A 25107-nucleotide genomic window follows, 5' to 3' on the forward strand; every position below is an offset into this window, starting at 1 on the left:
TTAACGGTCACAGACACTAATGGAAATCAATCTACTTGTACAGCAACAGTTACAGTAGTAGACAATACGAATCCAACAGCGATATGTCAAGATGCGACCGTAGTATTGGATGGCTCAGGCAATGGAAGCATCACCACAGGTGATATTGACAATGGTTCAAATGATGCATGTGGTATAGCCTCACTGAGTTTGGATCAGACGAGTTTTGATTGTACAGATATCGGGACAAACACGGTAACCTTAACGGTCACAGACACTAATGGAAATCAATCTACTTGTACAGCAACAGTTACAGTAGTAGACAATACGAATCCAACTACACCAACATTACCTGCCATTACAGCACAGTGTTCTACTACAGTTTCAGTACCAACTATTGCAGATGTTTGTTCAGGAACAATCACAGGAACTACTTCAGATCCATTAACTTATAACACACAAGGGGCTTTTGCTATTACTTGGAACTTTGATGATGGTAATGGAAATTCAATTAATGTTGTTCAAAACGTGGTTATCAATGATACTACAAATCCAATACCAGCATGTCAAGACATTACAATTCAGTTAGATGATACTACTGGAACTGCTACAATTACTGGAAATCAGTTAGATAATGGATCTACTGATAATTGTGATACTGTTAATTTTACCTTATCTCAAAGTACATTTGATTGTACAGATATAGGTGCAAATGTGATTGTTTTAACTGTCGATGATGGAAATGGTAATAGTGAAATTTGTACATCAACAGTTACTGTTACTAGCCCGAATATTACGGGAGGAACTGTTCTAGGATATTTGAACAATACTGAAACCATAGCAGATGAAGATACTTTAGTTGAAGTTACCGCATGTCCTGACGAACCACAAAATGCAACGTTTAATTTAACAGGACAGACTGGAAATGTAGCTTACTGGGAATCTTCAACAGATGGAGGTTTAAATTGGACAACTATCGTAAATACAACGACAACTTATTATTATGCCAATATTCTTGAAACAACTTTGATAAGAGCAGTAATTCAAATTGGAGCTTGTCAAGCCAATTCAACAATAGTTCAAGTTGTGGTTATTCCACCTGACGTTCCGCCAACAATTGTTGGTCCAGATACTTTTGAAGTTTGTATAGGTGAAGTCATTACTGTTGAAGCACAAAGTTCTTTTGGTGTGAACCCAGCAGTTGGAGAAGGAGGCGATTTTGATACAGCCAATCTGAATACATTAGGCTGGTTAGTGGATGGTTCAGCATCTTTCTCGGCTGGCGGAAACAATACAAGCCCAACAGAATGGAAAGGTACTAATGGACCAAAAAAATTTCAAGGACGTTGTTATGATGTTGCAGACAATTCAAAGTTTGCAATCGCACATGGTGATATAGGCTATGCGACTACTTTAGAGACTCCTATTTTCAATACTTTAGGGTTGTCAACAGCCACATTAGAGTTTGATCAGGCTTATTATCTTACGGCTGGAGCATGGTGTAGAATTGAATTATCTTTAGATGGAGGAGCAACTTATCCTATACAATTAGATCCAGGAGGAACTTATAATTATACTGGGCCAAGTAATACAGGGTTTGTGGATTTAGGGTTTAATGGACAATGTAATAATACTGAATCTACTATGGTTGATCGACCAGTATCTATCGATTTACAAAATTATATAGGTCTTACTGGATTAAGAATAAAATGGACATTCAATGGAACTAATGGTAGTGCTTGGGCAATGGATAATATTGTAATTCCTGATGCACCTGTAGATGAAGTTATTGAATGGACAGATGGAACAGGAACTGTAGTGACTACAGGTTCAACAACAACAATTACACCAGCAACTCCAGGTGTACAAACGTATGGTGTTACCTCATTAATTAATGGGTGTAGAGCAGATGGAGATGAAGGAACAGAATTTATTTCAGTGGATGCAAGTTTAGCTTATGCTGGCGAGAATATTACTCAATTAGCTGCAGATTGTGGAGGAGAAATAAGCTTGAATGCTTATGATAATGATCTTACTGCTGCTCAAAATATTGCTAATGGTGTGTCTAATCCAGCAGTATTTACAACTGGAACTTATGCAGGTACAGGAGAAGCAGGTGTTTGGTCCGCTACGCCAATATCTGGATGCGGTAGTAATTATGAGTTTTCAGATATATCTAGTCCTAGTTCAAAATTTTCTGCAGATCCTGGAACTTATCAATTAACCTGGACAATACCTTCTATTAATTGTTCAGATAGTATTGAAGTAACTATTGAAAGTTGCCCTACAGTAGATTTTGATGGTACAAATGATTATATCACTTTTGAGGACAACTACGACCTTTCTAATCAATTTAGTATTGAAGTATGGGTTAAACCAGAATCAACAGTTGGAACACAAACCGTTTTCTCTAAGAGAGATGCTAATAATTTATCAACGGGTTATGATTTGACTTTAGTTGGAACATCTGTCAGATTCAATTGGAATGCTGCAGGTTCTATTCAGTCTTCATTCCAATTATCTACAAACAGATGGTATCATATAGCTATTACCAATAGCAATGGTACATATAGAATGTATATTGATGGCATAGAAGTAAGTGCGCCAGTAGCTGGAGTAGCACCAGCAACAAATACAATGCGTTGCATCATAGGAGCTATGGATCAAGCTAATAATCCTCCCAATAGCCCTATTAATTATTTTAACGGCTGGTTAGATGAAATTAGAATATGGAATGCAGCATTATCTGTAAATCAGATTCGTCAAATGATGAACCAGGAAATCATGAATAATACAGCTGTTAGAGGAGAAATCGTCCCTTTAGATATTTCTGGATTGGCTTGGACTGCTCTTGACGGATATTACCGTATGCAAGTCAATTGTGGTTACCTTATACCATTTGCTGGAATTATTAATGGTAAGTTGAGAAATATGAATTCATCTCAACAAGAAACAGCTCCTATTCCTTACACGTCAAGAGTTGATGGACAAGATTGGAGTACAGATAACACTTGGACACATTTTGCAGTTTGGGATGCTCCTAATAGTTTAGGTTATAACAATACACCAATCGATTGGAATATTGTTCAAATATCTCATAATATAGATTCAGGAAATAAGAACATCACTGTTTTAGGATTAATTTCTGATACAGCCAATAAAGAACTTAAGATCTCAGACCCACTTACTACACAAGACGAAACCAATGATGGGCAATCTTTACGAGTAACACATTACCTAAGACTTGATGGTAATATTGACTTGTTTGGAGAGTCTCAATTAATTCAAGATGAAGGAAGTATCTTAGATGTTACTAGTTCAGGTAAGTTAGAGCGAGATCAACAAGGAACATCTAACTTATACAATTACAATTATTGGAGCTCGCCAGTGAGTACAATAAATACTATTTCAAATAATAATCCATATGCTATAAATACGGTATTGAAAGATGGTACAGATTCAGCAAATCCATTAAATCTACAATGGACAACAGCTCACAATGCAAATGCAAACACTACACCGATTACGCTTAGTAGTCGATGGTTATATGCTTACGAGAATTTTCCAGAAGATACATATGCTGCTTGGAGAGATTTAGCAGAAACAGATGTTTTAAGTACAGGGTTGAGTTTTACAATGAAAGGAAGTGGTGCGGGAGATCCAATTGCTGATGTGCAAAACTATGTTTTTGTAGGAAAGCCAAACAATGGTACCATTACCACACCAGTAACAGTTGGTAATCAAGCGTTAATAGGTAATCCTTATCCATCGGCTATAGATGCAAATACATTTATTTTAGATAACATACCAGGCGGAAATGTTGGATCCTCGCAAAGTATTGACGGAACCTTGTATTTTTGGGAACATTATACCTCTAATTTTACTCATATACTAGAAGACTATGAAGGCGGATATGCAACGTATAATCTTACTGGAGGAAATGCTGCTGTATCACCACCACTAATTAGTGGTAATGGAACACCAACAAAATTGCCAGGAAGATATATACCAGTATCACAGGGCTTTTTTGTTACAGCAAGCAATCTAGGTGGTAATATTCAATTTAAAAACAGTCAGCGTATATTTGAAAAAGAAACGTCTACTAATTCTGAATTTTTTAGATCAAGTAATCCTAACATGTATGCTTCTCAAGAAGATCCTAACGAGGCTATAAAACGAGTTAGGATAGATTTTAAAACAACTGAAGGAGCTACAAGACCATTATTACTAGGTTTTGTGCCAAATGGTCTAGCTACTGAAAGTATCGATTACGCATATGATGCTGAAAATTCTGATGCCGAATTCCCTAACGATATGTTTTGGAGAATTGACGATAGAGACTTTACTACTCAAGGAGTAGGAGTATTTGATATTGAAAGTCAATATCCTTTAGCAATTTACGTCGCGCAAACAGGAACTTATAGAATATCACTTAAAGGACTTGAGAATTTTAATGATGCTGTAGATGTTTTTGTTTATGATTCGGTAACAGGAAACTATTTTAATATTAGTTCTGAAGCTTTTGAAATCACACTAGAACCAAATACATATTTAAATCGTTTTTACATAACCTTTACGGCATCTGAAGATACATTATCTACTTCTGAAGAAATTAAAAGCCAGACCATAATCAATTATTTGAACTCTACTCGTGAAATATACGTGAAAACACCTAATATTTTTGAGGTGAATGAGATACGTCTTATTAATTTATTAGGTCAAGAGGTTCAAGTTTGGAAGCATATACAAGAGTATTTTATTGGAACAACTATTCGAATTCCAACAGAAAATCTATCTGAAGGAACATATATAATAGAAGTCAATACAGAAAAAACATCATATAATACTAAGGCAGTAATTAAATATTAGTCTATTTATAGACGTGACAAAAATATCTACAAAATGCATTTCATCGAATTTTTATGCATTTTGTAGATATTTTTAATTATTTACATTACATTGGCAATGTAACAAATCAATGTTTCATTAAAGCCCTAATATAATGAAATCCCTAATCTACCTTTGTTTTATCATACTGTTTAGTATGACCTCAATAGACATACATGCTTTTTCTGGTAATAATTCTGAAGATACAAACTCTCAAATACAACGTGTACGAATCAATATCACTACAACCACTGGTTATACAAGACATTTGCTATTAGGATTTACACCAGACAATGCTGCTAGTGATGGTTTTGATTATGGTTATGATGCTCAAAACATTGATAATTTTGATAACGATTGCAATTGGATGATCGATAACGAACGCTATGTTATACAGGCTGTTGGCGCATTCAATAATAATAAAACCTATCCTTTGGGCTTGTTTTTAGCAGATGCAGGAACTGTAGAGTTTTCATTGCAGTCTCTTGAAAATTTCGAACAAAATATCAATGTGTATATTTATGATGCTCTAAACGATTCTGTAGTCTCAATTACAGATGCAAGCTTAATTGAAAGCATATCTGAAGGAAATCATATCAATCGTTTCTACATTACTTTCACTAATGATATTGATGCTATGATTTTTTCAGATGATTTATTATCTACAATAGAGTCTTCAATTCAACATCCAGAGATCAGTTATTATAACACCTCTAATGAACTAGTAATCAAAAATGGCCAAAATTACTATATTCAAATGCTCTCTCTTTATGATATTAATGGAAGGTTAATACAGCAATGGTCTTCTGAAAGTTTAGACAGATCGAATAACTCTAGAGTTTCTTTAAGTACTGTTTCTAAAGGAAACTATATTGTATTGATTAAAAGTAATAACCGTAATTATTATAAAAAAATACGAGTAACTAAGTAGTTTCTGGTTTTTTTAAGTGCGATATTAATGGTTACATTGATATTCTTTTTTTGTAATTTTAATATTTACAAATTGAGATGTTATGTCAAAGCAAAAATTAGGAATGCAAACCATTTGTACACATGTAGGAGAAATTAAAGATGAACAGTTTAAAGGCGCAATTTCTCCTATATACCTGTCAACGTCTTATGAGTTTGATTCAGTTGATATCAAGCGATATCCTCGATATTTTAATACACCAAATCAAGAACATCTTTCAAAAAAGATTGCTGCTCTTGAACAAGCAGAAACAGCTATGATATTTGGTAGTGGTATGGCAGCGATTAGCACCATGTTCTTAGCATTTTTAAAGCATGGAGATCATATTGTGGTTCAAAACACGCTATATGGTGGAACCAGTAATTTTATTCGTGAAGAATTTCCAAAATACGGTATAGAATTCACTTTTACTAATAGTTATAATGTTTCAGATTTTGAAGCAGCTCTACAACCTAATACTAAAGTGATTCATATCGAAACACCTTCAAACCCACTATTAACTATTACAGATATTAGAGCTATTGCTAGTTTAGCAAAGTCAAAAGGGATTATCTCTACCATTGATAATACGTTCGCAAGTCCTATAAATCAAAACCCTATTACGCTAGGTATTGATATTGTTATGCATTCAGCAACCAAATATTTAGGAGGACATAGTGATATTCTTGCTGGTGCAATTGCATGCTCACAAGAGCATATGGATTGTATCTGGAATGTAGCAAAAAACCTAGGAGGTAGTTTGAGCGATTTTACAGTTTGGATGTTAGAACGTAGTATGAAAACATTAGGGTTGAGAGTTAAAGCACAAACAAAAAATGCCAAGAAGCTTGCTAAATTTTTAGAAGCAAATCCTAACGTGGCTCACGTATATTATCCAGGTTTAAAAAGTCATCCTCAGCGTAAGTTGGCGAAATCTCAAATGAAAGATTTTGGGGCGATGTTATCTTTTGAATTGGTTGAAGGCATAGATGCCATGGCATTTCAAAAACAACTACATCTAATAAAGTCCTCGATGAGTTTGGCTGGAGTTGAAAGTACCATGTTATTGCCTAGTGAAACGTCTCATGCGCTATTAACTCAGGAGCAACGAGATGCGGTAGGTATTAGTAATCGACTCATTCGTTTTTCCGTAGGTATTGAGAATTTTAAAGATTTGAAGAATGATATTGAACAAGCTATAACTAAAACTAAAATTGCATCATTTGCACAAGCATAATAAACATTCTGAAGGCTACAATTTTGAAGCTTTAATTACAAAAAAACCAGCTTTGGAGGCTTATGTTTTTCAGAATAGTTTCGGGAATCTAACTATAAATTTTGCAGATCCAAAAGCAGTCAAACTATTAAACACAGCTTTGTTGAAGCACTATTATGGTATTAAATATTGGCAATTTTCAGATGAACATTTGTGCCCTCCAATTCCTGGACGTGTTGAATACATTCATTTGCTGAATGATTTATTACAGTCTTCTGGTCTTAAAAACAATCTAACCATTCTTGATATAGGTACTGGAGCAACATGTATTTACCCATTGCTGGGAAATGCTGAATACAATTGGCACTTCATCGCTTCAGAAACTGATAGTTCTGCATTTAAAACGGCACAAGTTATAATTGAAAAGAATAATTTAAATAAAGTTATTTCGCTTAAGCATCAAGATAATCCACTGCATGTATTAACAGGAATTATTAAATCATCAGATGCTATTGCCGCTTCAATGTGCAATCCACCGTTTTATAAGAATGAAGAAGAAGCTATGCAGAGTACAAAACGTAAACTGAAAGGCCTAGGGCTAAGTACCTATAAGGTCGTAAGAAATTTTAGTGGTACAGCCCAAGAGCTTTGGTATCCTGGAGGAGAAAAAGCATTCCTACATAATTATTTGTATCAAAGTTCACTTTTTAAGACCAATTGTTTTTGGTATACGAGTTTGGTATCTAAAAAGGAACATATCAAATCAATGCGAAAGTCATTGAATAAACTCGGCGCAACAAATATTAAGGTTTTAGAGATGGCTTTAGGAAATAAAATTAGTAGAGTAGTCGCATGGACTTTTTTAACAGATAAAGAACAACGCACATGGAATGTGTAAGTTCTGCTATAATTTGTAATTTGCATTATAATTAAATACATATGAAGTTAGATATATTGGCGTTTGGAGCACATCCAGACGATGTTGAATTGGGATGTGGCGCAACTATAGCGAAAGAAGTGGCTTTAGGAAGAAAAGTTGGTATAGTAGATTTAACACGTGGAGAATTAGGGACTCGAGGCACAGCTGAAACTAGAGACCAAGAGGCTGAAAATGCTGCTAATATTTTAGGAGTACTTGTAAGAGAGAATCTCAGATTTGCGGATGGCTTTTTTGTTAATGATAAAAAGCATCAGATGGAGATCATCAAAATGATTAGAACGTATCAACCAGATATTGTGCTATGTAATGCCATTGACGACAGGCATATAGATCATGGCAAAGGGAGTCAATTGGTGAGTGACGCTTGCTTTTTAAGTGGACTTCTTAAAATTGATACCGAAGTTAATGGTGTTTCACAAAAACAATGGAGACCAAAACTTGTGTATCACTATATACAATGGAAGAATATTGAACCTGATGTAGTAGTAGATGTTACTGGCTATATGGATTTGAAAATGAAATCTGTAATGGCTTACAAAACACAATTTTATGACCCAACCAGTAAAGCACCTCAGACACCAATTTCTAGTAAGAATTTTACAGATAGTATTACTTACAGAGGAAGAGATTTAGGGAGGTTAGTAGGTGTTGATTACGCTGAAGGTTTTACTGTAGAACGATACCCAGCAGTAGACAGTTTACTGGATTTGAAATAATACAAGTTCTTAGGCATTTATTTGTAGTAATAATTTAAAAAAAGTCTTTGCAGTAAATTTGAAAAGATTTACATTTGCAGTCCAATTACAAATGGTGGTTGTAGCTCAGTTGGTTAGAGCATTGGTTTGTGGTACCAAGGGTCGTGGGTTCGAATCCCATCATCCACCCAAAAAAAAGTCTTCAAGGTAACTTGAAGACTTTTTTATTTTGAGTATAAGTATGTATCTGTTTTAAGGTGCTGTTGTCGTTTCTACTTTATCAACTATAACTCTTTTATCACGATTGGCAACTTCCCAAGCCGTATAAAATACAAGTCGAGTTCTGTTCTCTAATAAATCGTATTGAATTTTATCAGCTGTATCAGTAGGTTTATGATAGTCATCATGGGTACCATTAAAATAAAAGATTACTGGTATGTTATTCTTTGCAAAATTATAGTGGTCTGACCTGTAGTAATAGCGGTTTGGATCATTATCATCATTATAGGTATAGTCTAAATCGATATTGGTATACTTGGCATTAACAGCTTCAGATAGCTGATGAAGATCTGAACTCAATTTATCACTACCAATAACGTACACATAGTTTCTATCGCCTTTTCGTTTTGGACTTACACGACCAATCATATCAATATTTAAATTCGCTACTGTGTTTTCAAGAGGGAATATTGGATCTTTATCTGTGTAATATTTTGAACCGAGAAGTCCCTTTTCTTCACCAGTGACATGCAAGAATAATATTGAGCGTTTAGGTTTAATACCATCTTTCATAGCTGTTTTGAATGCTTCAGCAATTTCTAATAATGCTACTGTACCAGAACCGTCATCATCAGCACCATTATATACGTTGCCATCTTTAACGCCTTCATGATCTAAGTGTGCAGAAATGACTAAAACTTCATTTGGTTTTTCTGCACCTTCAATGTAAGCAACAACATTTTCAGACGAGATATTTTCATAATTCTTCTTAATAGCTATTTCAAGGTTTGTATCTATTACCCTTGGTTTGTGATTAGTACTAATATCTTTAACTAAAGTACTAGCAAATGATTGGTTTATTAAAAAGTAAAATGCTTCATTTTCATCATCTCTAGCAGATGAAATGGTGCCTTTGTAGCCCGATTCATCTAATCTTTTATAGACTTTAGAGTAATAAGTATGCGCTCTATTATCTAACACAAAAATACCTTTTGCACCTAACTTCTTTGCGGTATCAATTTTAAGCTTTCTTGCGTTTCTACCAGATGTCCATTTTGTTTTCTCTTTAGTGCCAGAAGTAACATATGTGCTATCTGCATTCATAGGTTCACCAGATTTGAAAACGACTATCTTTCCTTTCACATCTATATCTTTATAGTCAGAATAGTTTTCAGAATCAATTCCATAACCTACATAGACAATTTGATTCACACTAAATGCTGGTACATTTACATAAGAAGACGGAATGAAGTCATCGAAAGCGATTGCAGATTTTCCATTGACCTTTACTTGAGCATCAGCAATTCTTTGACGTTCAAGAGGCACTTCTTGAAAGTAATTATCATTTGAAAATGGCGAAGGGGTGCCCAAAGCCATGTATTGTTCTTTTAAATAATTAACGGCTAACTTTTGACCTGGTTCTCCAGTTTCTCTACCTTCAAACTCATCTGAAGCATACGTATAAAGCATTTCTTTGAGTTCTTCTGAAGTTATTGTGTTTGCATAAATCGTAGGATCTTCTGGATGTTTTTTTTCAGAGATAGTAGATGAGTTCTCTTTAGGTGTACCACACGCGAGAATCAATGCACATAGCGTACATACTAGTAAATTCTTTTTCATGATAATAATATTGCAAAAATTTTACACGATATTACAAAATATCTCTGATGTAAGATTTTTTAAAGCACATCTTTAACAAACTTTAACAGCAGTTAATATGCTAGGTCTACTTCAAGACGTTTATCTGAGTTAGCAATATACCAAGCAGTTGAAAAGATAAGTTGTGTTCGTTTTTGTAATAATGGATAGTTTAACTTATCAGCAGTATCTGTAGGTTCATGATAGTCATCATGAGTGCCATTAAAATAAAAAATAACAGGAACTCCTTCTTGAGCAAAGTTGTAGTGGTCAGATCTGGTGTAATACTGATTGGGATCATTATTACTATTTAATCTGTAATCTAATTCTAAGTTTGTAAAATTATCATTTGCAGCTTCAGAGATATAGTGTAATTCTGTACTTAAGCGATCTGCACCTATGATGTAAACATAGTTAGGATTGTCTTCATGAACATCGTCAACACGACCAATCATATCTATATTTAGATTTGCAACGGTATCTTCTAAAGAAAAAATAGGATGCTTGGCATAAAATCTTGACCCTGTTAAGTTGATCTCTTCGCCAGTAAAATGAACGAACATGATACTTCGCTTTGGTGCGTACCCTTGATCTTTAGCTATTTTAAATGCTTGCGCCATCTCTAAAACAGCAGCAGTACCAGAACCGTTATCATCTGCACCATTATAAATCGCTTCTTCAGTAAAGCCTTCGTGATCTGAATGTGCTGATATGATTAAAACTTCGTCTGGGTAAACTTCACCCTTAATATAAGCAACCACATTTTGAGAGCTTTTTATATCGTCTGAAAAGTAGGATTCTGGTATAAGTTGGTAATAATTATTTGCACCAAGAGGTGAGCCGATATCTTGACTAATGTAGTATTCTTTTATATAATTGCTAGCTTTGTGATGACCAACTTCTCCAGCTCTTCTGCCTTCAAATTCATCAGAAGAAAACCGATATACATGTGTACTTAGTTCTTCGCTTGTAATGGTATTTGCATAGGTTTTAATGGTAGCTATTTCATCAAAGACGATGCTGTCTTTCACATTTTGTAATTTTTCTTTATGACTTAATGTAGCACAAGATCCAACAAGGGTCAAAGCAGATGCAACTAAAAGTGTTTTCATGTATAGCGGTAGATTGTATAAAAAGAGTTAAACGATTTATAACTCTAATTTTCAGTCAAATAAAACAAAAAAAAAGAGAATATAGAAGCTTTAGACAAATTTTTAATTGATGAGATTAAATCTCTTCGATATCTAAGTCGTTTAATTCTTGTATTGCATCTTCTTGCGATTCGTTTTCCTTTTCTTGTAATTCCTCAGTATTACCTACTTCAACCGTATCAAAGATTGCTTTGTATGTTGTTACTGTGAGCCCAATAATAGTCAGTAAAAACATAAGTTGAATAGATCTCTTAGAATTTTGTTTAGACAAATAAATGGTAATAACACCTAAAATTAATGCTGCTATTCCAGGTATATAAGCCATTTTCGATAGTGGAGTTACTGAAAGAATTACTGTTAATATGGCAGCTATAAATCCTAAAACAATACTTAATTTTCTCATGAGTTATTAATTTTTTAGCCCTGTAGCAGATTTGATTTTAAGCTCGCCACTACCTACTGCAATTTTAAATTTTGCATAAACAGGTATTTTATTACTATCGGCTGTTAACCAAAGCAAATTGTCATTAGTTCCTTTTAGAACATCACTATTGTTGATTGAAACGGCCAATTTATAGCACTCTTTTCTACCTAAAGCTGTATTTATAGTTTCTTTTTTTAGATACTTTAAATTGAAAGCAAATTCTTGATTGTCAAAGATGACCTTAAATGTTTGGCTATCTCCTGGACTAGCTTTATGGATGTCTAAGTTTCTAATATGATAAATGGTAGTTACTAAGTCTTTGGTTGAAGCTTGAATGTTTATGGTCTTTTTTTCTTCCCATATCGTGCCATCTCTTCGTTTTTTTCGTTTTATGCTCTCTACTGTATTTGATTTGTGTTTAAATTTATACTGCATAAATTTTTGATAACCCCCTTCATCAATATCTCTTTTATAGAGGTAAGGTGTAAGACTGTTTGGATTTACATAGCTTTCGTATAAATCTCTTATTTTAAAAAAACCATCCCACTTACTATAAGTAGTAGCTGTACATTTTAAGCGTAACAAAGTAGATTTTGATGTTTTTACCTCATTGGTTTCCATATTTACTTGGGCTAACTCTGTAAGAAGCCCAGACATGGTATAAGAAGCGCTGAATGTGAGTTTTTCATTTTTACCTATAGCAGTATTTTGGGCTTTAACTGAAATTATAGATAAGAATAGCAGGCTTAAAAAAATAGATCTCATACGTTAGGTTTTATGTATAACGCTTAACTAAGCATTAATTGTGCCAAATGTAAGACGGAATTTTTAGATATGGAAATTAGCTTTGGATGAGTTAAATCGCTAATCGGGTAAATAAACTGGACTTATAATATTTATTATTGATTATGTTAAAATAATCTTAATTTTTTTTATAAATTAGGTGTTCAAAAATTAACCAAAAAACAAACATGCTAAAAAAATTAGGATCAGCAAATCTATTCATGTTACTGCTTTGTGCTTTAATTATTATTGTTGCTGAATATTTATTTCTTTCTGGCGATCAATTACATGCTATTTTCATTGGTCTTTGGGCACCTACACTTTTAGGAGTAGTAATTTTTATAAAACAGATAAAAAATGGACGCTAACGATATTGTTTTCTGGTTTTCTGTATTCGTATCTTTCTGCGTGATTATTTGGGCTGTTTTAATTATTCGTGCCTATAATAAAATTGACAGAGATCGGTAATTTTTTTTAAATTTTCTTCCACAGTTGCTCACTATTCAAATAGAAGCTGCCAACAAAATCAAAATCACAATCTGAAGGTGCTATTATAGATAAAAAAGGTACGTTCTTTTTATCTCTATATAGATGATAAGTCTCACCAACAATTGGTTCAAAATTAAAACGCGCATTATATACCAAATTGTTGTATTCTAATTCTTGCATCATTTGGTCATATGCAGCCTTTAATTCTGAATATTTAGCTTGTATCTGTTTATTAGCCTTGTGTATGTTTTTATTCTTCCAAGCAGTTGTGTCTGTAATTTCTATTGAAGGTGCACCAACGTTAGTTGCATACGGTTTTAATGCAGCATCGTAATTTTGTGTCATTTTATTATAAACAACTTGATCAGGTTTTTTTTCTTCAGACATATTGGGTAAGCATTTTTGCAAAGATAATGGAGCCGTTTTTATTATAAGTCATGTATTGACATTTAATTAAAGCGGTATAAAAATGGTAATTTGGTATTATAAATTGACTTCCAATTAGTTGTCGTATAATGTGATATGTGTTATTTTTACAAATTCATGATATAAACAACTAACCAATGCGCTATATCTTAAGTGTTATTCTTTTCTTAGGAGTAAGTTTATTTGCTTACAGTCAGAACAAAACCTACCAAATTGGATTTCTTTTAGATAGAAACTCTCCAGAAATTGAAGGCTTATTACAAGAGCTTTCAAATGAAATTTCAGCAGTTGTAGGTGAGGATGCTATTATAGAATTTCCTACTAAAAGTAGACTAGTCAATAATTTTGATACTACAATTGCACTAGGTAATTACAACACACTGTTACAAAATAATACTGATATTATCATTGCATTTGGTATTGTTAACAATGCAGTAATCTCAAAGCAAACCTCTTATCAAAAACCTACCATAGTATTTGGTGCACTAAGTGAAGAGCTATTGACTGATGAGACTATGGGAGACAAAGTCGAAAACTATACCTCTATTACAACATCACAATCTTACGCTGAAGATATAAAACTATTACAACAATTGGCACAACCTAAATCCATAGGTGTCGTTATAGAAAAAGCATTCATAGATAATTTACCCATTGCAGAAACATTCAATGCAATTGGAGAACGTTTGAATGTAGAAATGAAATTGGTTCCATTTGAAACTTTAACTGATATTATCTCCAATTTAGAAGGTATTGATGCGGTTTATTTAGCTGGAGGTTTTTATTTGTCTGATGCTGAAATGCAAGAGTTAGCCAATGTGTTGATCTCTAAAAAAATGCCTTCATTTACTGCTAATCCAATTAATGATGTTGAAAATGGAATTTTAGCAACGTATCATGATCAATCAGAACTTAATCAATTTTTTAGACGTATTGCCTTAACCGTTGAATCGGTGTGTAATGGTGATGAGTTGTCTGATCTAAGTACAAGATTAGAAGCTAATAGAACATTAACGGTTAATTTCAACACAGCAGAAAAAATAGGGTTGCCGCTTAAATATAGTTTAATAGCAACTACCAGTTTTATTGGTAACCCTAAGGAAAAGGTTGCAGATAAGACGTATACTTTGGTAAGTGTAATGCAAGAAGCAATTACAAAAAATCTCGATTTACAAGCATTTCAACAAGACGTAGAACTTTCTAAAAAGGATGTACAAGTTGCTAAGAGTGATTATTTGCCAAATCTTACTGCTGCTGCTAATGGTAGTTATGTTGATCCAGAATTAGCCAAGGTGGGTAATGGCTCCAATCCAGAATTCACTACTTCAGGGAATGTCACTTTACAACAAACCGTATTTTCAGAGTCTGCTAATGCTAATATTAGTATACAGAAAGCAGTGCGCGATGCGCAAAAAGAAAATTATAATGCAGAGTCATTAAACACCATATTCAATACTGCTACTGCATATTTTACGGCATTGATCTTGAAAGCGAATTTATCAATTCAAAGTCAAAATCTAGAATTGACGAAGTACAACTTAAAAATTGCAGAAGAAAATTTTGAAGCTGGTCAATCAGGAAAATCTGACGTCTTACGTTTTCGTTCTGAAATGGCTCAGAATACGCAGCAAATGATTGAAGCGATTAATCAATTAGAACAAGGTTTTTATACTTTGAACCAGCTGTTGAATAATCCAATCGATTCTAAAATTGATGTTGAGGAAGCCGAATTACAAAAGGGCATTTTTAGTAATTACAATTATGAACAATTGGGTCAATTCTTAGATGATCCAACATTACGCAAGCCTTTTGTAGCGTTTTTAGTTCAAGAAGCTATTAACAATGCTCCAGAATTAAAGGCTTTAGACTATAATTTGAAAGCTACTGAACGCAGTGAACGCTTATTCGGAGTTGGACGATTTTTACCAACCGTTGCATTACAAGGTCAATATTACTATGAGTTTAGTCGATCTGGAGTAGGCACAAATTTTCCAACGGGCTTTCCAGCAGTTCCAGATAATTATTATACAGTAGGCGTTAATGTCTCTCTACCTATTTTCAATCAGAATAAGCAAAATTTGAATCAGCAAATTGCCAGTATTCAAAAAGAACAATTAGAGATTTCTAAAGATAATGTGAAATTAAATATAGAAAAGAATATAAATGATGCTGTTTTAGAACTTATAAACCAAATCTCAAATATCCAATTATCTAAAGTATTTGAAGATAACGCTAAAGAGGCTTTAGATCTAACACAAACGTCTTATGCTAATGGCGCAGTGAATATTGTACAGTTATTAGATGCTCAAAATAATTATTTGCAAGCACAATTAGCAAGCGCTAATGCAACTTATAATTACTTACAAGGCTCGATGCAACTGGAACGCTCTTTAGGACTGTTCTTCTTATTACAAGACAAAACAGAACGTGAGGCATTTATACAACGCTTTTTAGAATTCACACAAAATAATGAAGATTAACCTTAATACAACCATTATAATGCTATTTAATAGAATCTTTAAAATCAGTAGTTTCTTTTTAGTGATATTGCTAATTGGATGTGGAGAAAAAGAAATAAAAGAAGAGGTCGTATTGCGTCCTGTGAAATATAGTGAAGTTACCTATTTAGGAGGTGATAAAGCTAGACGCTTTAGTGGTACAGCCCAAACGGAAAAGATTATCAATCTAAGTTTTAGAAGTAGCGGAATTGTTACCAAATTGGATATGAAGTTAGGACAGAAAGTTAAAAAAGGAGATTTATTAGGCACACTAGATAATGTGTCTGCAAGATTAAATTACGAGTCTTCAATCGAGTCGAAAAACAGTTCTGAATCACAAATGAATACTGCAAAATTGGCTCTCAATAGGATGCGAACATTATATGAAAAAGGAAGTGCTTCTTTAAGTGATTATGAATCTGCTAAAAACTCGTACAGAACAGCTGTTGCTAGTTTTGAATCTGCCAAACGTAGTGTTGCTATTCAACAAGATCAAATTCAGTTTGGGTATTTATACGCTCCAGAGGATGGCGTGATTGCGTCGGTTTCAGCTGAGGTTGATGAAAATGTTTCACCTGGACAAACAGTAGGTGTGTTAAATGCAGGTACAGCTATTGAAATAGCGCTAGGTTTGCCAGAGTCTGTAATTAATGCTGTAAAAAAAGACATGAAAGTTAAAGTATCTTTTACAGCCATAGCAGATCAAACGTTTAATGCCATCATTACTGAAGTGGCACCAGCCTTAGATGCGAACACATCAACATATCCAATTACAGTCATGGTAACAGATTCTGATGAACGTATAAAAAGCGGGATGGCTGCAAATGTACTATTCGAATTTGTTGACGAAGATTTATCAAAGAATGTTATTGTTGTTCCAGCTAGTGCTGTTGGAGAAGATGGTAAAGGTAGATTTGTATTTTTGGTTGAAGGTGAAGGTGATACCGCAAAAGTAAAGAAGCAAGGTGTAACTATAGGAGATCTAACATCACAAGGATTTGAAGTGACTGAAGGACTTAAGGTTGGACAAAAAATAGCTACAGCAGGTCTTCAAACCTTATTAGATGGACAAGAAGTAAAATTAAACTAAGCGTAAATGAATTTAGCAGCCTTTTCCATTAATAGAAACCGAATAACATTTACTATTCTTGCTACCATCATGATTATGGGTATGGTGTTTTATCAATCTTTATCAAGAGATAGTATGCCTCCATACACAGTAAGAGTGGCTACAGTAGTGTCTTCTTTTCCAGGTTCAAGCCCAGAGCGTGTAGAACAACTCGTTACAGACAAAGTCGAGAAGATAGCTCAAGAGTTACCTGAACTTAAGAAAGTTACCAGTACCTCTAGGTCTGGATTGTCTGTTGTTACGGTTGAACTAAAAGACCAAGTTAAGCCAGAAGACTTACAAGCGGTATGGGATAGGTTAAGGCGAAAGTTGACACAAATTCAAGGATTACCATCTGGTGTGACACCCAACCTCAATGATGATGGTGTAGGTGAGGTGTTTGGAATAGCTGTTGGTTTAGTTATTGATGGCTTTACATATGCTGAAGCAAAAGACTATGTTGACGATATAAAAGATGATTTAATTAAACTGGATTTAGCTGCAAAAGTTGAAGTTGGTGGTGTGCAAGATGAACGTATATTTATTGAGTTTGACAATGCACGATTGAAAGAGTATGGGCTATCAGCTTCAAAACTGCAAAGTATTATTGGTTCAACCAATATATTAAGTTCTGGAGGTCAAGTTAATTTAGGAGACGAACGTATTATCTTAGAACCCACAGGTAATTTTAATTCCTTAGAAGACATTAAACAAACTTTAATTCCTGTAGGAGATGGCTCACAACTAGTGTATTTAGGAGATATCACCACAGTTAAACAAGATTATATCAATCCGCCAAAGCAATTGGTTACAGTAAATGGTAAGGAAGCCATATCCATGCATATTAGTCTTAAGGAAGGCGCTAACATCATTCAGCTTGGCTCAGATTTAGATGTAGTAATGAAAGATTGGCAAAGTCGTTTACCTGTAGGTCTAGAATTACAACGTTTATCTTCATTAGACATCTATATAGATAATAAAATTAGTGATTTTATTGTTAATTTAATTCAATCAATTGCTATTGTGCTTATAGTGATGCTGATTTTCTTGGGATTAAGAACAGGTAGTATCATCGCAAGTTTAATTCCTATGGTAACTATCATGACGCTTATGCTCATGGGAGTTATAGATATGGGATTAAATCAAGTCACTCTAGCAGCCTTAATTATGGCTTTAGGTATGATGGTAGATAATGCAATTGTTGTTGCAGAAACCATTATGGTAAAAATGGAAAATGGTATTGAAGCTAAAAAAGCAGCAATTGATGCCTGTGGAGAGTTGTTTACACCTTTATTAATTTCTACACTTACCACTTCAGCAGCATTCTTGGCATTCTACATGGCTGAATCAACAATGGGAGATATTGTAGGGCCAATATTTGTCGTTATTTCATTAGCATTATTATCTTCTTGGATCATTGCTTTAACTGTAATAACACTATTGTGTTTCTTGTTTTTAAAAGTGACACCAAAAAAAGAGAAAAAAGAAAGTTTCATAGATAAAACCATAAATAAGCTTAAACTTTATTATAAAAATCTAATTTTAGGCGCATTGGCTTACAAACGTTTAGTGCTTTTCGGAATTATAGCGGCCTTCTTTTTATCCCTTTTAGGGTTTGGTCAAATTCCATTTGTGTTTTTTCCAGATAGTGATCGTAATATGATAACTGTAGATATTAATTTACCTCAAGGCACGCGTGTTGAAGCAACACAAGACGTGATCAAAGGTATTGAAACCTATATGACTGATGAGTTGTTAGTGACTGATAATAGACTAAATGGAATAACCGATTGGTCTGCTTATATTGGTGAAGGTCCTGAGTCTTACGATTTAGGTTATACACCTGATGAGCCTGATGCCAGCTATGCGCATATCTTGATTAATACATCTGATTTTATCTACAATAATGAAATGGTAGAAAAACTGGATTCTTATGCATTTAATAACTTTCCAAATGCCGATATCAAAGTAGGCTTGTTAGGCTCTGGAGGTGGAGGGACTCCAATAGAGGTTAAAATTTCTGGGGCAGACCCAGATGTGCTAGCCGAATTAGCTGAACATACCAAGCAAAAATTGAAAAGTGTTTCAGGGACTAAAAATATTAAGGATGATTGGGGACCAAAAACCAAAAAGTTTGTTGTAAATATAGATCAAAATAAAGCCCAGTTGGCAGGAGTAACAAGTGCAGACATTGCTACATCATTGCAAACAGTTTTAGATGGCTTCCAAACAGGTGAATATCGTGAAAATGATAAGTCTATTCCTATTTTAATGCGTAGTAATGAGAGTCAGCAACAAACCTTAGCTTCTATTGAAACACTTAATATCTATGCTCAAAATTCTGGTAAGAGTGTGCCGTTATTACAAGTAGCTACTATTGAACCACAATGGCAATATGCTAAAATAAAACGATTAGATATCGATCGAACAATTAATGTGAGTAGTGAGCTTAATGCAACTGGAAATGCTTCTGCAATAATGAAAGAGATGAAGCCTTATATGGAAGAGGTCTCTAAAGAATGGCCAGATGGTTATACCTATCAATTTGGTGGTGATGCAGAGAATACTGCTGAAAATATGGGAGCAGTGATTAGTTATTTACCACTTTCAGGCTTCATTATTATTTTATTGCTAATCATTCAGTTCAATTCAGTTAGAAAAACAATTATGGTGGCATCTACGATTCCATTAGGAATTATTGGTGTTGTTATTGGCTTGCTTATTTTTCAAGAGCCATTTGGTTTTATGCCGTTTTTAGGTGTCATTTCATTAGCAGGAATCGTGATCAATAATGCCATAGTATTGATTGATAGGATTCAGATAGAGGAGAACGACCTTAAGCGACCTATTGAAGATGCTATCATTGCTGCCTGTTTACAACGATTTAGACCCATTTTGCTAGCCACGTTTACAACGGTTCTTGGGCTTATACCACTCTATTTGAGTGGAGGAGAGATGTGGGAAGGTATGGCTGTAAGTATTATGATTGGGCTGCTATTCGGGACTGTGATCACATTGCTTTTTATTCCTTCTTTTTACAGTATTTTATTTAAAGTGAATTATAAAAATTATAAGTTCAATGCGTCTATTATGGATGATTAGTTGATGCCTATGTTAGACAGGTTTTATTCATATCGGTTTGAATTATTTCTAGCAACTCAATTTGCAATTTTGTTTGGTTCATTGATTATACCAGTACGCTTGTTCGAAAATTGGATCATGCCTATATTTCTACTTTGTAACTTAGCATCAGGAGTGATACTCGCCTCTAAAAAGAAAGATCTATTCCGTTTTTTATTGGCGTTTTTTATTGTTTTGATCTTTGTATCTTTTGCTGAACTTATAAACCCTAAAACCAATAAAATCTTTAACTACATCAAGCTTGGGTCTTATTTTATTTTTTATGCTACCGTTACAGTTGAAATTATTAAACAAGTTTGGAAAGCTAAGGTTGTGGGTAAGAATGTTATTCTTGGGCTTGTAAGTGGTTATATCTCTTTAGGATTGCTTTCATTTTTCTTGTGCTTAACTATTGAGATTGTATATCCTAATTCTTTTTCTGGTTTAGCGGAAGCTAATACAACAAGTACAGATGTCACAGATCAATTGATGTATTTTAGTTATATCACTTTAATGACTATAGGTTATGGCGATATACTACCTGTAACAACTATTGCACAAAAAGCATCTGTGTTTATAGGCTTAATAGGTCAGTTTTACTTAGTGATTTTAACGGCAATTGTTGTTGGTAAATACATTAATCAAAGCGCAGTTGATAATTAATGATTTACGCACTTACGAAGTAGTTTCAGTTCACCTTAAATCCCATACACTTTTTTTGCGCTTTCTATTTGCTCCTTTTCTGTGGTATCAGGATAGAGTATGTATTTAGGTGCAATGATTGGCTTTACTTGTTCAATATGAATTTTTGTAATAGTTGTAAAAGGAAATTTTCCGTCAGTCATTTTAGTCAATATTTTTTCCATAGCTGAGAATTCAGAATCAGACTTTTTAACAATTTCAGCTTTACCTTTCACTTGAACACCTTTTTGAACAAGAATGTCTATAAAACTAACGCAGACATTACTGTTAAACTTTATATTCTGAACAGTTTGAGGTGAAGCTATATTTGCAATGATTATTTTGTCTGTTCCGAAATAATTAAATATTTCTTTAGGTGAAACATTTGGAATATTCTCAGATGAGGCCGTTGCAAGCCAGCATAAAACACTTCTATCAATATACTCCTTAATTTCGTTTGTTAAGTTCATTTGTCAAGTTTGAGTGACGTATTCGTGTATGGTTTCGTTGTGTTGTTTAGGAACTAAATTAATAAATATAACCACAACGCAGGAAAATCCGTAGGATTTTCCGAGCAGTCATAGAAAGAACAATGAACTATACACGTTGTTGTACTTTTATTATTTATTTAAAGTTTTTTAGCTTCAAGAAATGTTTTTTTGTTTTTAGTAATCGTCAAATGATGGTTTTTTTTGTTTAGTTTTTCGTAGAATAACCATTTTTCGGTTAAATTTTTGGCCCAATCATAACTTACTAATTCATTTTTATCTAAATATAAAAGTTTAGTTTTAGGAATATCAAATTGGCTATTAGGTAATGTCCCTATCAATAATCCATTCTGCCATGTTAAAGCAAAATACTTGTTTTCATTTGGATGTTTAATTGTTAAGAACGTTCTGAAAAGACCATTTTTAAGATAGATAGTATGATTTAATTCAATAGAAATTGGAACAGATTCATTAAATAAATTCCATTCGTCAATATATTCCTTTAGATATCTAATATCTTCTTCTGGTAGTATTTCTGTGAATGCTCTATCTGGGTTGATTAGTAAATTGGTTATAAAGTCATTCGATTTAGAATTTAAAGATTTTATCTGTTTTTTGATGTCACCATCATAATCTTTGATAAAATTCATTGCAGACTGTCCATAATATTCAGCAATCAAGTTTTTTTTATCAGATTTTATTTTAATGCTTGATAAGGAATCGATTTTATAGTTGCCAACATAAACTTCTTTGTCGACAATAAAATTCTTAACTTTTGGAAGAACAACATTTTTCCCATTTATAATTTGAAGGAGACTATTAGAAATTACTTCGGTAGAATTTGGTATTGCATCATCATTTACAAATACCACAGTGGCTGTCTTACTGTGTGGATAGTACCTTATTTCAGATGAATATCCTTTAAAGCCTCCTGTATGGAAAATAATTTTTTTTCCAACTTCTGGAAAATCTCTTATGTACCATCCATACCCATAACCAAAATTTGGTTCAATTGTTTTTTGAATGGAAAACATCTTTTTTTTGCCGTCCTTAGATAATATATCTTTTTCAAATAAGCCAGTAATCCATTTACTCATATCTGAAGCTGTACTAATGATATCTCCACCACCAATGTTCAGCCAACTTTTTGGGTAATCGGTATACTTCATGTGGTCCTCATCTCCAAGATAGCTTTTCGCTAGATCTGGAATTTCATTCTTATGTGTATATCGAAAATGTGTTTCACTTAAAGATAGAGGCTCCAGTAAAAATTCTTTAATAAATTCTTGATAAGATTTTCCAGCTACATGCTCTATAATAGCCGATAATAAAATATAATTGGCATTATTGTAATTAAACTCATTATTGGGCAATGAATAGCGTAGAGGGTTGTTTAGAATTCCTTCTATTGCCTCCCTTTTGGTCATTAATGACCAATAATTGGTTTTATTATCCCAACCAAAAGAGTTGACGCCTGATGTATGAGTTAATAACTGATGTATCGTAATATTTTTCTTATCATTAGGACAATCCTTGAAATACTTAGAAATAGAATCTGAAGTGAACAGCTTTTTGTCATCCTCAAGTCTTATTATTGCTGCAGCTGTAAATGATTTTGAAATTGAAGCGATGTAAAAAGGTGTAGAAATTTTGTTTTTTATTCTCTCCTTTCGATTACTTAAACCTCTTGCATCGTTAACTAAAACTGTATCATTCTTTTGAATATGAACAATTCCCGAAAAGCCTAAATTTTCTGCACTCACTAAATATTCTTTTGAATTTGAATAGTGTTCAGTAACATCAAAAGAGCAGGAAATAAACATCAAATAAATCAATGTAAATAACATTTTAAAATTTGATATTTCGTAATTGCGATAACTCATTTTATATTTTCTTTTTTTACTAAAAGACTATAAGAATCTCATTTTTAGTTATTCAAATAATGAAACACTACGTGTTTGTGTGTGATTTATGTAAAATTTTAGCCTAGCACTTTTGTGTTATGATGAGCCATTTATGGCGAAAATTCCTTTAGAAAGGAAAACGCAATGTTGAGTTGCGAGGTTTTTCCATTTACTAAAGTTACAAATTTTATCTAATCTTTCTCTTAACTAGTTTGCGTACTAATGAATTATACACTTTGTTAATTTTAGTACTTAATTTTTCTTGAATAGTTTTTCATTATAAAATTTCCTTTCATCCTAACTAAATGCATATAATTCTTTTCCTTACATTTCATTATTAATTAAATAACACCAATTAAAATCTAGGTGAAATTGATCAATTTTTGGTTTGTGATTCAAACATAATTATAAGGTTATAATGATAAAAATTCTTTCAATAATAAACTTAATTATAGCTACTCAAGCACTATTTTTAGTAGTCCACTTTTTCTTGAAGAAGAAAGGAGAGCAGTTATTGAACCAGCTATTAGGATTTCTCTGTTTTTGTTTTGCAATTCTTTCTATAAGAACATACAATTACTTTTATCCGTTTTCGGATTTAGAGTCAGTTCTGATTAGAATTTCTAACCATGTGGTTTGGTTTGTCGGCCCTTTACTTTATTTATATGTATTATATCATGACAAGAAGCTAACTTCAAAGTTGGTATTCTATAACATCTTTCCTTATTTTTTGATCGCTCTATTTGATATCTTTTTTAATAAAAGAGATCATATTATACATCTTCAAATTATTTCGATCATACAAATTAGCGCTTATTTATTGTTGTCTATTAAACATAGTCTTAAAAATTATAAAGAATCAAAACAATTTTTTAGCTGGATATTACCTTCTTTATATACGATGACCTTTCTTGTTTCTCTTTATTTGATTGTTCATATTTTTAAAGGCTTTGGTTCAGAGCTTTTTCCCAATGAGCTGAGAAGAAGTTTTACATCCTTATTGGCAATTCCAATTTTTTATATTGCATATAAAGAAATGAATTCGGATAATGAGTTTGGAATAAAGCCTACAAAGTATAAATCATCTTTATTATCTAATGAGACAACAGAGCAATACTTAAGGGCAATAGAAAAGGCTATGCAAGAGGAAGAATTATTCTTGATTAAGAATTTAACATTACAGACTTTTTCACGGTTGGTAAAAATCCAATCAAGGCATATCTCTCAGGTAATCAATCAAAATTTAGGACTTAGTTTTTCCGAATATCTTTTAAAGTACCGACTCAAAGAAGCAAAAAAAAATCTACTTGATCCAGATAATAAAAACCTTTCAATTTTTGGTATTGCTCAAAATTCAGGGTTCTCTTCTAATAGTAGATTCTATTACTTATTCAAAAAAGAAACTGGTCTTACTCCAAAGCAATATAAAGACAAAAAAAGATGAAATCATATTTCCTATATCGCGATATAGGAAATACTTTCTTTAGCTGTCATATGTACAGATATTACATT

General features: G+C 33.2%; 18 protein-coding genes and 1 tRNA gene. 12 read left to right on the forward strand and 7 right to left on the reverse strand.

Annotated elements, in window-relative coordinates:
• From Q0876_RS14040 to Q0876_RS14065, 6 genes are all read left to right on the forward strand, one after another.
• Window positions 1-4848: LamG-like jellyroll fold domain-containing protein (locus Q0876_RS14040; RefSeq protein WP_367276656.1), on the forward strand; the 4848-nt coding region annotated here is incomplete at its 5' end.
• Window positions 4849-4981: 133 nt separating this feature from the next.
• Window positions 4982-5797, forward strand: a complete 816-nt coding sequence (locus tag Q0876_RS14045) for a T9SS type A sorting domain-containing protein (protein WP_299228961.1) — start codon at window positions 4982-4984, stop codon at window positions 5795-5797.
• Between the two features lie 82 nt (window positions 5798-5879).
• Complete coding sequence (locus Q0876_RS14050) at window positions 5880-7052, forward strand: PLP-dependent aspartate aminotransferase family protein (protein WP_299228964.1); 1173 nt, start codon at window positions 5880-5882, stop codon at window positions 7050-7052.
• Entirely contained in the window at window positions 7039-7929 is an 891-nt protein-coding gene (gene rlmF / locus Q0876_RS14055) for a 23S rRNA (adenine(1618)-N(6))-methyltransferase RlmF (RefSeq protein ID WP_299228966.1), read from the forward strand. Before Q0876_RS14050 ends, rlmF begins: the two co-directional genes overlap by 14 nt.
• 41 nt (window positions 7930-7970) lie before the next feature.
• The gene (gene bshB1, locus Q0876_RS14060; protein ID WP_299228968.1) at window positions 7971-8687 is read left to right on the forward strand and encodes a bacillithiol biosynthesis deacetylase BshB1; all 717 of its coding nucleotides are present in this window, start codon (window positions 7971-7973) and stop codon (window positions 8685-8687) included.
• Window positions 8688-8781: 94 nt separating this feature from the next.
• Window positions 8782-8855: transfer RNA gene (locus Q0876_RS14065), tRNA-His, on the forward strand.
• 63 nt (window positions 8856-8918) lie between these two features.
• On the opposite strand, the gene Q0876_RS14070 is transcribed toward Q0876_RS14065, so the two are convergent.
• From Q0876_RS14070 to Q0876_RS14085, 4 genes are all read right to left on the reverse strand, one after another.
• Window positions 8919-10505: a M28 family peptidase gene (locus Q0876_RS14070; protein ID WP_299228971.1), complete on the reverse strand. Its 1587-nt coding sequence runs from the start codon at window positions 10503-10505 to the stop codon at window positions 8919-8921.
• A gap of 92 nt (window positions 10506-10597) precedes the next feature.
• A complete protein-coding gene (locus Q0876_RS14075; protein WP_299228974.1) occupies window positions 10598-11635 on the reverse strand; it encodes a M28 family peptidase in 1038 nt (345 codons plus the stop codon).
• Between the two features lie 115 nt (window positions 11636-11750).
• The gene (locus Q0876_RS14080) at window positions 11751-12077 is read right to left on the reverse strand and encodes an FUSC family protein (RefSeq protein WP_299228977.1); all 327 of its coding nucleotides are present in this window, start codon (window positions 12075-12077) and stop codon (window positions 11751-11753) included.
• A 6-nt stretch (window positions 12078-12083) separates the two neighbouring features.
• Window positions 12084-12863 carry a DUF3108 domain-containing protein gene (locus Q0876_RS14085; RefSeq protein WP_299228980.1) on the reverse strand — a complete coding sequence of 260 codons (780 nt, stop codon included), beginning with the start codon at window positions 12861-12863 and terminating at the stop codon, window positions 12084-12086.
• A gap of 206 nt (window positions 12864-13069) precedes the next feature.
• Here Q0876_RS14085 and Q0876_RS14090 point away from each other — a divergent pair, with 206 nt between their 5' ends.
• Window positions 13070-13249, forward strand: a complete 180-nt coding sequence (locus Q0876_RS14090; RefSeq protein ID WP_299228983.1) for a hypothetical protein — start codon at window positions 13070-13072, stop codon at window positions 13247-13249.
• 106 nt (window positions 13250-13355) lie between these two features.
• Here Q0876_RS14090 and Q0876_RS14095 read toward each other — a convergent pair whose 3' ends face one another.
• Window positions 13356-13757 (reverse strand): DUF2452 domain-containing protein, encoded by a 402-nt coding sequence (locus tag Q0876_RS14095; RefSeq protein WP_299228985.1) that lies wholly within the window; start codon window positions 13755-13757, stop codon window positions 13356-13358.
• A 176-nt stretch (window positions 13758-13933) separates the two neighbouring features.
• Between Q0876_RS14095 and Q0876_RS14100 the strand changes: the two genes are divergently transcribed.
• From Q0876_RS14100 to Q0876_RS14115, 4 genes are all read left to right on the forward strand, one after another.
• A complete protein-coding gene (locus tag Q0876_RS14100) occupies window positions 13934-16276 on the forward strand; it encodes a TolC family protein (protein ID WP_299228987.1) in 2343 nt (780 codons plus the stop codon).
• Complete coding sequence (locus Q0876_RS14105) at window positions 16266-17384, forward strand: efflux RND transporter periplasmic adaptor subunit (protein ID WP_299228990.1); 1119 nt, start codon at window positions 16266-16268, stop codon at window positions 17382-17384. Before Q0876_RS14100 ends, Q0876_RS14105 begins: the two co-directional genes overlap by 11 nt.
• 6 nt (window positions 17385-17390) lie before the next feature.
• The gene (locus Q0876_RS14110) at window positions 17391-20504 is read left to right on the forward strand and encodes an efflux RND transporter permease subunit (protein WP_299228993.1); all 3114 of its coding nucleotides are present in this window, start codon (window positions 17391-17393) and stop codon (window positions 20502-20504) included.
• A 117-nt stretch (window positions 20505-20621) separates the two neighbouring features.
• Window positions 20622-21185 carry an ion channel gene (locus Q0876_RS14115; protein WP_299228996.1) on the forward strand — a complete coding sequence of 188 codons (564 nt, stop codon included), beginning with the start codon at window positions 20622-20624 and terminating at the stop codon, window positions 21183-21185.
• A 35-nt stretch (window positions 21186-21220) separates the two neighbouring features.
• On the opposite strand, the gene Q0876_RS14120 is transcribed toward Q0876_RS14115, so the two are convergent.
• Both Q0876_RS14120 and Q0876_RS14125 read right to left on the reverse strand, forming a co-directional pair.
• Window positions 21221-21673 carry a pyridoxamine 5'-phosphate oxidase family protein gene (locus Q0876_RS14120; protein WP_299228998.1) on the reverse strand — a complete coding sequence of 151 codons (453 nt, stop codon included), beginning with the start codon at window positions 21671-21673 and terminating at the stop codon, window positions 21221-21223.
• A 158-nt stretch (window positions 21674-21831) separates the two neighbouring features.
• Entirely contained in the window at window positions 21832-23574 is a 1743-nt protein-coding gene (locus Q0876_RS14125) for a serine hydrolase (RefSeq protein WP_299229000.1), read from the reverse strand.
• 511 nt (window positions 23575-24085) lie between these two features.
• Between Q0876_RS14125 and Q0876_RS14130 the strand changes: the two genes are divergently transcribed.
• Complete coding sequence (locus Q0876_RS14130) at window positions 24086-25039, forward strand: AraC family transcriptional regulator (RefSeq protein ID WP_299229003.1); 954 nt, start codon at window positions 24086-24088, stop codon at window positions 25037-25039.
• The last annotated feature ends 68 nt before the right edge of the window (window positions 25040-25107 follow it).

It is taken from the genome of uncultured Psychroserpens sp. (genome assembly GCF_947503375.1).
Taxonomy (GTDB): Bacteria; Bacteroidota; Bacteroidia; order Flavobacteriales; family Flavobacteriaceae; genus Psychroserpens.

What these genes read in the sequence shown, in the direction of transcription:
- Q0876_RS14045 (WP_299228961.1), top strand. Translation starts at nt 4,982, where the DNA reads ATGAAATCCCTAATCTACCTTTGTTTTATCATACTGTTTAGTATGACC.
- Q0876_RS14050 (WP_299228964.1), top strand. Translation starts at nt 5,880, where the DNA reads ATGTCAAAGCAAAAATTAGGAATGCAAACCATTTGTACACATGTAGGA.
- bshB1 (WP_299228968.1), top strand. Translation starts at nt 7,971, where the DNA reads ATGAAGTTAGATATATTGGCGTTTGGAGCACATCCAGACGATGTTGAA.
- Q0876_RS14070 (WP_299228971.1), bottom strand. Translation starts at nt 10,505, where the DNA reads ATGAAAAAGAATTTACTAGTATGTACGCTATGTGCATTGATTCTCGCG.
- Q0876_RS14075 (WP_299228974.1), bottom strand. Translation starts at nt 11,635, where the DNA reads ATGAAAACACTTTTAGTTGCATCTGCTTTGACCCTTGTTGGATCTTGT.
- Q0876_RS14080 (WP_299228977.1), bottom strand. Translation starts at nt 12,077, where the DNA reads ATGAGAAAATTAAGTATTGTTTTAGGATTTATAGCTGCCATATTAACA.
- Q0876_RS14085 (WP_299228980.1), bottom strand. Translation starts at nt 12,863, where the DNA reads ATGAGATCTATTTTTTTAAGCCTGCTATTCTTATCTATAATTTCAGTT.
- Q0876_RS14090 (WP_299228983.1), top strand. Translation starts at nt 13,070, where the DNA reads ATGCTAAAAAAATTAGGATCAGCAAATCTATTCATGTTACTGCTTTGT.
- Q0876_RS14095 (WP_299228985.1), bottom strand. Translation starts at nt 13,757, where the DNA reads ATGTCTGAAGAAAAAAAACCTGATCAAGTTGTTTATAATAAAATGACA.
- Q0876_RS14100 (WP_299228987.1), top strand. Translation starts at nt 13,934, where the DNA reads ATGCGCTATATCTTAAGTGTTATTCTTTTCTTAGGAGTAAGTTTATTT.
- Q0876_RS14105 (WP_299228990.1), top strand. Translation starts at nt 16,266, where the DNA reads ATGAAGATTAACCTTAATACAACCATTATAATGCTATTTAATAGAATC.
- Q0876_RS14110 (WP_299228993.1), top strand. Translation starts at nt 17,391, where the DNA reads ATGAATTTAGCAGCCTTTTCCATTAATAGAAACCGAATAACATTTACT.
- Q0876_RS14115 (WP_299228996.1), top strand. Translation starts at nt 20,622, where the DNA reads ATGCCTATATTTCTACTTTGTAACTTAGCATCAGGAGTGATACTCGCC.
- Q0876_RS14120 (WP_299228998.1), bottom strand. Translation starts at nt 21,673, where the DNA reads ATGAACTTAACAAACGAAATTAAGGAGTATATTGATAGAAGTGTTTTA.
- Q0876_RS14125 (WP_299229000.1), bottom strand. Translation starts at nt 23,574, where the DNA reads ATGAGTTATCGCAATTACGAAATATCAAATTTTAAAATGTTATTTACA.